Origin of the sequence: Butyrivibrio sp. AE3006 (assembly GCF_000424165.1) — a bacterium.
Lineage (GTDB): Bacteria > Bacillota > Clostridia > Lachnospirales > Lachnospiraceae > Butyrivibrio.
On record NZ_AUJJ01000010.1, the window covers coordinates 179,522 to 190,738 of the forward strand.

At 34.3% G+C, this 11,217-nt stretch carries 6 protein-coding genes; all 6 read left to right on the forward strand.

The window, feature by feature from the left end:
* Positions 1 to 5: 5 nt before the first annotated feature.
* The 6 genes from G603_RS0107050 (at position 6) to dndB (ending at position 11,217) form a co-directional block, all read left to right on the forward strand.
* Entirely contained in the window at positions 6 to 3,086 is a 3,081-nt protein-coding gene (locus tag G603_RS0107050; protein WP_026669766.1) for an SNF2-related protein, read from the forward strand.
* Between the two features lies 1 nt (position 3,087).
* Positions 3,088 to 5,565 (forward strand): helicase-related protein, encoded by a 2,478-nt coding sequence (locus G603_RS0107055; RefSeq protein ID WP_026669767.1) that lies wholly within the window; start codon positions 3,088 to 3,090, stop codon positions 5,563 to 5,565.
* Positions 5,559 to 6,344 carry a hypothetical protein gene (locus G603_RS0107060; RefSeq protein WP_026669768.1) on the forward strand — a complete coding sequence of 262 codons (786 nt, stop codon included), beginning with the start codon at positions 5,559 to 5,561 and terminating at the stop codon, positions 6,342 to 6,344. The genes G603_RS0107055 and G603_RS0107060 overlap by 7 nt, the downstream gene beginning before the upstream one ends.
* A 1-nt stretch (position 6,345) precedes the next feature.
* Positions 6,346 to 9,420 carry a hypothetical protein gene (locus G603_RS0107065; protein WP_026669769.1) on the forward strand — a complete coding sequence of 1,025 codons (3,075 nt, stop codon included), beginning with the start codon at positions 6,346 to 6,348 and terminating at the stop codon, positions 9,418 to 9,420.
* 8 nt (positions 9,421 to 9,428) lie between these two features.
* On the forward strand, positions 9,429 to 10,088 hold the full coding sequence (locus G603_RS0107070; protein WP_026669770.1) for a hypothetical protein: 660 nt from the start codon (positions 9,429 to 9,431) through the stop codon (positions 10,086 to 10,088).
* 67 nt (positions 10,089 to 10,155) lie between these two features.
* Positions 10,156 to 11,217 (forward strand): DNA sulfur modification protein DndB, encoded by a 1,062-nt coding sequence (dndB, locus tag G603_RS0107075; protein WP_035792360.1) that lies wholly within the window; start codon positions 10,156 to 10,158, stop codon positions 11,215 to 11,217.

The window sequence follows — 11,217 nt, forward strand, 5'->3', positions numbered from 1 at the left end:
CAAAAATGTTTTCTATTGGAATGTATGTAAAATTTAGAGCAGAGAATGCCAAAGGTGAGGAAAAGACAATCCTTGGACAGGTGGAGAAGGAATTATCTGATGTTGCGATTGTGCTTTGCTATGAAAGAAATAGCAATAGCATGATGATGAAAAGGACGCGAATCGCTCTAAAAGATTTAACGCATGCAAGGATAAAGAATGGTTCAGCGTGTTTGATAGATGGAAAAACAGTTAGAATTATTGAGAAGTCAAAAAAGGTAACAAAATCAGGATTATATGGATATTATTGCGAATTTTATGGAACGAAGACAGTTCGGTTGGTCAGTGAAGCTAAAATAATAGCAGATTATGAAAGTGCTGCGGTAACTACAGTTGATCTTGTAAAACAAGAGCTTATTAGCAATTATTCATTGTGGGAATCCAGAGAAAATATAAGCGATTATTATACTAATTCATCGTTAGTAATGGAGGGGTTCGACATAGCAATTAACAGCAAAATTGAAATGTATGAACACCAATTAGAAACTGTACGCAGTATAGTTTCAAGTAGGCCATATAGGGCAATGCTATCTGATGAAGTAGGACTTGGAAAGTCTATCGAAGCTCTGGTGGTTTTAAAATACGCTATAAGAAATGGTCTTGTAAATAGAGCTATTATTGTAGTTCCAAGCCAGCTCGTTCAGCAATGGAGGTTAGAAGCTACTAGCAAATTTGCATTAGATGCACAAGCTTTTATTTATCATTCTTATATTGTTCAGAGGAAAATCCCTCAGGTATTAATAATAGGATTTGATGATTACAAAAAATATGCGACTGATTATTTTGAGTATTCAAAGTGGGATTTTGCAATTATAGACGAAGCCCATAAAGTAATACGTGATGGGAAATTGTATGCTAGCATAATGAAAATTAGCAAAACAACTGAAAATTATCTTATGCTGAGTGCAACACCAATTTTGCAAAGAACAGAAGAATACTATAATTTATTGCGTTTATTATTCCCGAGCCATTATACATCCATTGGAATAAACAAATTTAATTCAGTAATGAAGCTTAGGGAACAAATCGTTAATGATGTTAATTATCTATCAGATAACCTAAGGTATTATAACGAATATAACTTATTTGAGGATTATGCTACTAGGTTGAAGGAGATAAATGCTGTAATAGAAGATGCTTATTTAGGGGAATTATTGGATCAGATGAGTGAACAGGAAGATAATTCATACAAAGTCGCATATACAGCAGTAAACTATTTGTCGGCAACCTATGAGATAGATTCAAAATTCATCAGGCATAGAAGGCAATCCGTGCTTGATCCAACTACTAAAAGAGTGTTATATGATGCTATTGCAATTGATACAGATCTTTTTGATTATGGTCTGGGTGAGCGAGATCTTAAGAATCAAGTTATCAGTGAATTAGATGAAAACATAGCCAGCGGATCAATTAAAGTAGATAAAGCTATGCAGATATGTAATGCTTTATTCAGCTCTATTGGTGCACTATATGGGGTGATAACTCGTAATAAATTGGAAAAATGTTTTAAATCAAGTTTTGGGGTTATCAGTAGAAATGCGGACAAAGAACAGTTTAGACTGGCAAATTCAAGGCTAAATACCATTGTTCCAGTATTGAAAGAACTAATCCAAACAGGCGATAAGATTATTGTTTTTTCTGATTATTTTGAGTCGGTGAGCTTAATATACGACAGATTAACTAAAGAATTTGGTGAAAAGAAAATTTCGAAATTCACAAGTGAATTAAGCCCTGCTGGAATGCAAATAGCTGTAAATAAGTTCAAACATGACAAGGCATGCCAGATTCTCGTATGTGATAAATCTGGGGGAGAAGGACGTAATTTCCAATTTGCGGAATACATTATTCATTATGATATGCCCTGGTCTCCTGCAGATGTTGAGCAGCGCATAGGAAGACTTGACAGAATAGGAAGACAACATAATCACAATGTTAAGAATATAGTCTTTTATGAAAAGGACACTGTTGAAGAGGATTTATTTAATCTCTATAATGATTCACTTAGAATTTTCGAAGAATCTTTATGCGGAATAGAAATCGTTTTTGAGGATATGAATGCTGCTATAAAAGAACATATCGAAAGAGGCGTAAAAATAGGGTTTGAAGATTTATCAGATACATTATGTGACCTGAAGCAAATAGCTGAAGATCAAATTAGTTGCGAAAACTTGTCTATAATGTTACAGCAGTCGGATGATTTATATAAAAACTTAGAAGAAGATGTTATGAAACACTTTAATGAGTCTTCAACTAAGAGGTTCCAAGATGCTATTGCTTCTTGGATAGATCTTCATGAAATAGGAGATTGTTCGTTTACTTCTAAGCCATATCGAAAAGCCAATATACATATATTTGAAAACGAAAGACATAACAATTGTGAAGTTGAGGGAACTTTTTTTGTTAAAGATGCGTTGGAATATGAGGATGTTGATTTCTTAACATGTCAGCATCCGATTATTAGAGAACTGTCAGAGGAGGTTATTGATAGCAATGATGGCAGATTTTCTGCTGTAAGGGTTACTGACGCAGGGGTGAATTGGAAAGGGCTTATTCTTTCGTGGAATCTTGACCTTAAAATCCCAGATTATTATTCAGGAGAATGGGATCAGGATCTGTTACCTCTTACAAATGAGTTCATCACCAATAATAGAGTGAAAATTGTTTATCCAATGAATGATTCCGAAGAGATGCTTCTTGAAGATATTATTAAGAACATCGAAATTGGAATGAGGGATGATTCATGTGAAGATTTATCGAGAGATGAAATTGAAGACTTGTTGGATTTTTCTGATTTGGAAGAGGATGTTAAGAAAGCAATTAAAGTAACCAAGAAAGAATATGCTGAACAAGAAAAGAGTAATTTTGTCCAGGCACTGCTAGATAAAAAAATAGAAGATATGGAATTTAAATGTCAACTAAATACTCAGATGAAAGTTAAGAATCCATATGAAGAAAAGAAATTGGAGCTATACCATGCGCTTAATAAAGCTATGATGGAGACAAATGGTGTTTTAGATAGCGTTTTGTTTGTGTGCTTGGAAGAATAATATGATGATTACAGAGATAGTAGAAAAGTATATCAATGGACAAGAAACAGCGCAGCAAAGTATTAGATTGCTGAATGCAAAGTATTCACAGGATACATCTTTAATATCTCCTGCTATAAGATTTATAAAGTGTATTGAGAATAAGGCGAATTATGATGCTATTGGCCATTTGAGACAGGTATTGATATATGAGAATACACATATAAGTTTGCCTCAAAACTTTTATGAGTATATAAGAAAGTTTGGCGAGGATTATGATTTTTATTATGACGACGCACAATGCTCGTTGACAGTTAAGCCGTGGTCATTAGCCGATGATCCTAACCTAAAGTATTCGTATTCATTTGAATATAGAAGGAATAATCAGGGATCATATCCTGATGGAGATTTGATGAACTACTTTGGGTATGATTCATATATAAGCCTTCAGCAAAAGATGATGATTCATTCGCTAAAAAAAATGAATCCTGGAGACTGTTTACTGGCATGTTTGCCAACTGGAAACGGAAAAAGTCTGCTTTGGCAATATGCTGTGGCTAGTGGCATTTTTAAGGGCTTGACTGTTGTAATAGTACCCACTGTTGCACTTATATCGGACCATTTAAAAAGCGATAAGAAAGTTTTTGGTAGGTTGCCGTGGATAACATCAATATCTTATTCAGCTAAAAAAAATGAAAGCTCAGAAAAATATATATCCGAATTATGTAATTACATTAAAGAGGCAAATCAGACCATATTATATATTTCTCCAGAAAGCTTAACCAATTATAACATTGTAAAGGCACTAGACTATTCTGCAGCTCATGGAAGATTGTCCGCAATAGTAGTAGATGAAGCGCACTTGATTGTTGATTGGGGAATGAATTTTAGACCGGAGTTTCAGTTTATACCCGCGCTCTGCGAAAAGTATAATAGACTTGAATCGAAGATTTACACCATATTAACGTCTGCGACAATTACTGAAAGTGATTCGGATACGTTAAAGCGTATTTTTAAATCGGGTAAGTTTGTTGAATATCGTGGTGACTCGTTAAGACCAGAAATAACATATTTTTCAAGCCATTGCTTAAACGAGAATGAAAGAAGAAGTAAACTCAAACGTCTAGTAATATCTGTTCCTAAACCGGTTATTATCTACGTTGGAACTAAAAAGCAAAGTGATGACTACTTTGAACTTGTCAAAAGTTTAGGTATAACTCGTGTGAAACAGTTTACTGGTGACACATCAGATAATGAACGTGAAAATTTAATTGAGCAATGGAGAAACGACGATATTGATGTTATGGTAGCGACTTCTGCGTTCGGAATGGGAGTTGATAAAGCGGATGTACGAACGGTCATCACGGCCTATATGCCAGAGAGCATTAGCCGCTTCTATCAAGAAGTTGGAAGAACAGGCAGAGATGGCAATTCATCATTGAGCTTTACATTGTTTTGTCCGGTTGTGGATAAAGGCTATGCTTCGGATATTACAGATAAACGTTTGTTGAGATCTGTAAATATTATTGATAGGTGGAATGATATTAAGACTCATGCTGTTGTTGGAGATGAGCCTGATTGTTATGTGATAGATTCTAGCATAGCACCAGATCATTTGAAGTATTCTAAAACTGGACAGAAGAATAGCGGCTGGAATCAAAACGTTTTGTTGTTTTTGATAAGATGCGGAATACTAGAAATATTAAGTGTTAAACGTTCATATTCAAGCGGATATAAGTCATATACTATTACGGTTCGCCAAAAACAGTTTTTTTATTCTAAAGATAATGAAGCTTTTGAACGAGCGGTTGAGGAACAAAGAGAAAACGAAAGACAATCAATATTGCACGCAAGAGAAGTTGTAGAGCAAATGTTATCAGATGAAAATGAAGATTGTTTTTCCTATTATTTCCAGATTGAGTTTCCATATACCGATGGAGGATGTAACGGATGCCCTGTTTGTAGAAGAAACGAGTATTCAAACTGGTTTTCAGAAGGAGGAATTCATCTTTTATACGATGGAGGGATAAAGGCCGCCAAAAAGTATCCATTTTCAAATAGTTGCTCTATGCATATGAAACTTAAGAGTAAGGGAATGTTCTATTTTGAGCAGAGCATGAACGAAAATGATCAGAATAAACTTATTGAGCATATGATTGCTTCTGGCGTAGATATCATAGTTAGTGAGCGCTTTTCAAAAAACTTGAAGAAAAAGTTAGTAAACTATATGACAAATGAATACCTATTGCTGAGTTACGATGAATTTGTGAAAATACCTTGTGATTATATTGTAGGTACTGTGGTGTTGTTTCTTGATCCTGGAAAAGAGCACAAGCAAATCAGAGCTGCAGAAAAGACTTACGGCGATGGTGTAGACTTAAACATTATTTATGTTTGTGAAAAGGATTTTTATTATGAAAAGGAAGAGCATTATTTTAAAGATTTGGTTGAATATGCTATTCCTATTTCTACAATACTATTGGAGGATATTGTATGTTAATACCGGATTCATTGAGACAAGAAAACATGCCAATGATGGTATATTATTTGTGCAAAGCAGTGGCATCTGGCAAATATAGCGAAGATGAAATAAAAGAAAACATTACTGCATTTAGGGATGATAAAACTAGTACTGATGCATATAATCGAGTTTTTAAGTTTTCTGAGAATGTATTCATATTTAAGGATAAAAAAACTAATGAGCTCTCTTGTGTGTTTGGCATGGATGAATTGGCTGATTATAGTTCTTTCTCAAGTGCACTTTTAGAGAAAATTGAACTCAATCAAACAAATAAGTTTAGCCAGATGTTGATGTGGTTGATAGGCTCTGAAAATCGTAAATTAGATAAATATCCAAGGGCAGAGGATTTTGTTCCGGCTATGGGAATTAATGGGATAGACCAAAATAATGTCCATGGATTTTTATTTTGGTGTGAGATGCTGGGATTGATTTCATTTAGCTCATATCGAAGTGGTAGAGTGGCATATTCACTGGATTCAGTACTGAGTAAATATCTCGAGAAACATGAAGAATTAAAGCAAGAAGGTTTTATTCCGGCCAAGAAGTTTTTTGATTACTTAGCGAAAGATATCTTTTTTATTAAGCTTTGCATTCATGATAATAACGTATCTTATCCCTTGTCACAGGCTATAAGGATGTTGGAGCAAGCAGAGCTAATCAAGCTTGAAACGATGAAGGATGTCGGAGATGTCTGGCATCTAAGCAAATCCGATGTAATGGTAAAGGGTAATAATTTTACAAATATAAAGGTGTGTTGATATGGCAAAAATATCAGAGCAAAGAATTGAAGAGGTAATTAATACTACGGCGACGGAGTGTAGCGAAGCTGATTTTATGCTTACTCACATGCCGTTTAATTCATTAGTTGACTATATAAAACCAATAGATAGTAGTACGCAGCATTTGTACATTGTTGATAGTGTTTATGAAAATGCAACTGTATTCAGCGAAAATGAATTATTAGATGATATGATGGCTAATACTAATAGTCATCAATTTATTATGATACAAGGTAAAAATGGATGTGGAAAATCTCACTTAGTCAGATGGCTGTACTATCAGTTTAAAAAGAACAATGATGAAAATGTTGAGAAAAGTATATTCATTCCCAGGTCAAAGAATACTTTAAAGGCTACCATTAAGACTATTTTAGATGCAGATATATTACCTGAAGATAGAAAAAAACACTATTTGGATCAGATTGATGCAGGCACAACTGATATGTCCGATGTGGAATTTAAGGACACGGTTTTTTCTGTATTGAAGGTTATTATTAAAAACTATGAAGGTGAAAATATTGATAAAATTCTCAAAGTAAAGTTGCATCACTATTTGTCAGATCCAGTCGTGGAAGAACAAATATTTATGTGTGATGATGGTCCAATAGATAAACTGTGCAAAAAGATAAATGGAAAGATTGTATTAAAGGATGGCGAAGAGATTTTTGAAGAGGAAGAAATCTTTTTTTCACCATCTGATATAAATAAGAATTTGTTCTCTTCGAGCCATAGAGCTGATAAGGAAACACTGGAATTAGCGAAGATTCTTGCTACACAAAAAAAAGAGCGAATCAAAGTTGCGCAATACCTTAATTCGCTTGTTGAAATAGTGATAAAGAGGACATTACCGTTTTCTGGAAGTGATTTAAGAGAAGTTTTTGATGAGATTAGAATTGAGTTAAAAAAACACGGACAGAAATTATCACTTTTTATAGAAGATATTAATATTTTTACTGGAATTGATAGCGAGATCATTGAGGTCCTAATTAATAAACATACTGATGTAGGTAATGATAAACTATGCCGTATTTTATCTGTAATTGGTTCCACGGATGCTTTCTTTGATAGATTTCATACTAGTTTACAAGAGCGTTTAACTAGAAATGTTGTTATTCTAGAGAAATCTTTGTTAAAGAAAGAGGACTGGATTATTGAATTTGCAGCAAAGTATATTAATGCCATAAATCTGTCTTCAGATGATAGTGAAAAATGGTATAGGAATGATGGAGAAAGCATTCCTGTTTGGAAATGTGCATATGATTTCTCGGATGTAATGGTTCATGGAAAGAAAATGTCCGTGTTCCCATTTAATAGAAATGCACTGATAAATCTATATAAACTTCTTCCAGAAAGTTCAAAGTCTCCTAGATGTTTTCTGAAAGATGTAATAAAGCATGTTGAGTTAAGATGGTTAATGTTTGGACCTAAAATTATCAGTGAAGAGAGGTATTTCTATAATTCCAGCATCGCCACACTTGGAAGGATGAGTGATAAAGATGAGGTGCTGAATGAGAGCTTTGAGCCTATAAGCGAACAGAAAGAGCGAGAAACTCTTATTAAAATATGGGGAAATGGAACATTCTCTCATGGAGAAAATGGGGAAATAGGAGACGTATCTCCAGCAGTATTTGAATTTTTTGGCTTACACTTGGGTAATGATAGCAATGTTGTATTACCTAGAAAGGAAGAGAAAAAGCCAGTTGATAAAACTACTGACCAGACAAGTAATCAGGGCTTTGAAGCTGGTTCGACCACAACAGAAGTAAAGTCAGAAATCAAGAAGGTTAAATCAAAAGAGGAAGAAAAACTAGAAGAAGATATTAGTGCTATAAAGAGATGGTATGAGAACCCGACAGAGACGTTGAAACTGGTACGTGAGCCGAAAGAGTATATCGGTTCATTTGTTCTTAATAATATTACCTGGGAGCATGAGGGATTAACCTACAGCCTGGCATCTAAGGTTTTGGGAGAACGCAGAAATATTTTTATTGAAGGACAGAGCGTTTCTGGTACTGGAATAATAAAAATAGATAGAAGCCTAGAAACGTACCAATTATTAAGAGCATTGTATTATTACTCATTCAATAAAGGATGGGATTTTGAGAATGGCGACGAGCAATATATTAGAGCAAAAGCGTGGTTAATTAAACATCGTCGTGAGTTGGTTGGTGTTATCAAAAACGAGGTGTTAGGTGAGCAGGATATAGATTATATTGCAGTGAAAGCTGCAATAGTATATTTACTTGTTAAGGGAAGAATAACAACGCTTGATGTAAAGACAATAATAAAAGAGTTGTTTGCTTTCAAAAAAACAAGTGGAGAATGTATAAAAAAAGAGCAGAAGTGGTTGGACGTTGAATCACGAATGGACGATGTTTGTGATGAGATATTTGATTTGATCAATATAAGGTTTAGGGCACTTGTTGGAAGTAGTAATGATGGTGCATACTTCTTTGTTGATGGAGAACGGCTAAATGCTGTGGTAAAAAAAGTATTAGATGATGGAATAGTGTCTGACTTAAAAATTAAGGGAACTCTACCAAATGATGCGTTGGCAGTAAATGCTCTTAAGCTATTGAATGTTTTTTCTGAAGCTAAAGATGAGCTGATTGATGAGGAACGTCAATTCACAAAAGATGCAAAGAAAAAACTAACAACGTGGCTAGGCGAGGATATTAACGAATCAATAATTAACAAAACAAATATGGAGATGATTCGTTATCTGAGATTTATAAAGGATGATTGTAATTTGCCATATGAGGACATTTCATTAAAGATTCTTTATGATGATCTCTTTACTAGCCATTTATTAGACTTGATCAATTCTTCTAATAGAGTAACTACGTCGAGCAGTATTGATGAAGTTTTTCTCCTCTTGGCTAAGTTAGATACAGAAGCTCTCGCAAAATATATAGAAGCGTTTGAAGCTTTTGGCAAATTGTTGACAGAAAAGAACAATTACTTTTCGTCCAATATTGATAAGTCATTGGAACAAAAGGCAACTAAGATAAAAGAAGTAATAAAGACTAGCCTAGATAGTGTTAGTAATATGTGAGGGATGACATGTTAATAGATGATATTGCATATTCAACAAAGCAAGGGAGAAAATTTCAGGATTCAAAAACTGCTAAAGATTATGTTGGAGATTTGGAAAGGATTCAGCTTTCATTAACCCCGCTTATAGCGGATGTTATCAAATTACATACTCAGAGACGATTGTTTGAAAAAATAGAAGATTTGGAAGAAGACAATATTAAATCAATAAAGTCGTGTATAACGAGTATAGAAAAAGATCTTGATTCCGATAAAATTGAGCAAGTGTTTGCCAGCTTATCTCAGCTTAATGCTAAAATATCGGATGAGAATAAGTATTTAGTACAAATATGGCGAAGCTATAAAAACGAAAAAATCAATTCTTATTCAAATCTGATAAAAGCATTGGCGAATATTATTGATGATGCCACTGTTTTAGATGACCTTGCGGCTTTGAAGATTCAGATTGATAAGGCTGAATTGGGAAATGATAAGGATATTAGTAGAATAGCTGAGTATGTAGACAAGAGTAAGAGCCTAATAAAATCACTTTCTCTAGATGATGATACTGAGAATTTCATTATAAGTATTACTAATGGTAATGAGGTGACATTGGCAGATGTTCAAGAGTCTACTATGAATTGGCTGAAAGATCACAATCTGTTAAAAAGAATAAAGCTTGGAATCTAATATTAATTGACAAGGGATACCCTACTTAAGTATACTACTTAAGTAGGGTATTTTTATGGAGGACACTATGAACTTTTGTTATAAATTTCCGGTGGTGAAAGGCTTACAGGCTGGCAAAGAATACTATATAGCAATGGTACCATTGAAAATGATTTCTGCATTATTTCCCAATGATGAAGAGTATGTATTGCCTGAACACAGAGCGCAGAGAAAACTAAATGAAGCGAGAATACCAGAAATAAAGCGCTATATGTTAGAGAATAGAGATTCTTATGTGTTCTCTGCATTGGCAGCAAGTATTGATGGTAAGTATAAATATGTACCATCAGAGCAGGAAGATTTAGGAATACTTGAAGTTTCTATGGATGCACATTTCTTAATAAATGATGGACAGCATCGTAAAGCTGCTATATTAGCTGCGGTTGATGAGGATCCATCAATAGGAGATGAGACTATTTCTGTGGTGTTTTATGAAGATCAAGGGCTAACACGAAGTCAACAGATGTTTACCGATCTTAATAAGCATGCTGTTAAGACCTCTAATTCAATTGCTGAGTTATATGATTCAAGAGACGAGCTTGCTGTTCACACTAGAGCGATAGTGAATGCTGTGCCATTTTTTGATGAGTACGTGGATAAAGAAAAGGATATTCTTGGTAAGTTTTCTTCATCTCTATTTACTCTGAATAATCTGTATATGGCAAACAAAAGGATTTTGAAGAGAAATCCATGCGATGATGTATTTGAAGACTTTTGCATTAAGTATTGGACTCTTGTTGCAGAGCATATGGTTCCATGGAGGGAAATGCAAGAAAGGACAATTAGTAAAACAGAATTAAGAGAGAAATACATAGCTGCACAAGCAGTGGTTTTATTGGCTTTAGGCCGGGTTGGAGGCTTCCTATTTGAGAATATAAGTGGGGAAGAAATTGATAAATATTTAGCTGGGTTAGAATCTATTGATTGGAAAAGAAATCATTCAGACTGGCAACAAAGGGTAATTAAGCCAAATGGCAGGATGATAAATAACGAGAAAGCAATTATTCTGGCAGCTAACCTCATTAAGAAAAAAATAGGCCTTCCGCTTTCTCCAGATGAAGAAGAAACAGAAAAAGAAATTAGTAGATAA

Excerpts from the sequence above, each read along its gene's own strand:
- G603_RS0107060 (WP_026669768.1), top strand. The coding sequence starts at position 5,559 with ATGTTAATACCGGATTCATTGAGACAAGAAAACATGCCAATGATGGTA.
- G603_RS0107055 (WP_026669767.1), top strand. The coding sequence starts at position 3,088 with ATGATGATTACAGAGATAGTAGAAAAGTATATCAATGGACAAGAAACA.
- dndB (WP_035792360.1), top strand. The coding sequence starts at position 10,156 with ATGAACTTTTGTTATAAATTTCCGGTGGTGAAAGGCTTACAGGCTGGC.
- G603_RS0107050 (WP_026669766.1), top strand. The coding sequence starts at position 6 with ATGTTTTCTATTGGAATGTATGTAAAATTTAGAGCAGAGAATGCCAAA.
- G603_RS0107065 (WP_026669769.1), top strand. The coding sequence starts at position 6,346 with ATGGCAAAAATATCAGAGCAAAGAATTGAAGAGGTAATTAATACTACG.
- G603_RS0107070 (WP_026669770.1), top strand. The coding sequence starts at position 9,429 with ATGTTAATAGATGATATTGCATATTCAACAAAGCAAGGGAGAAAATTT.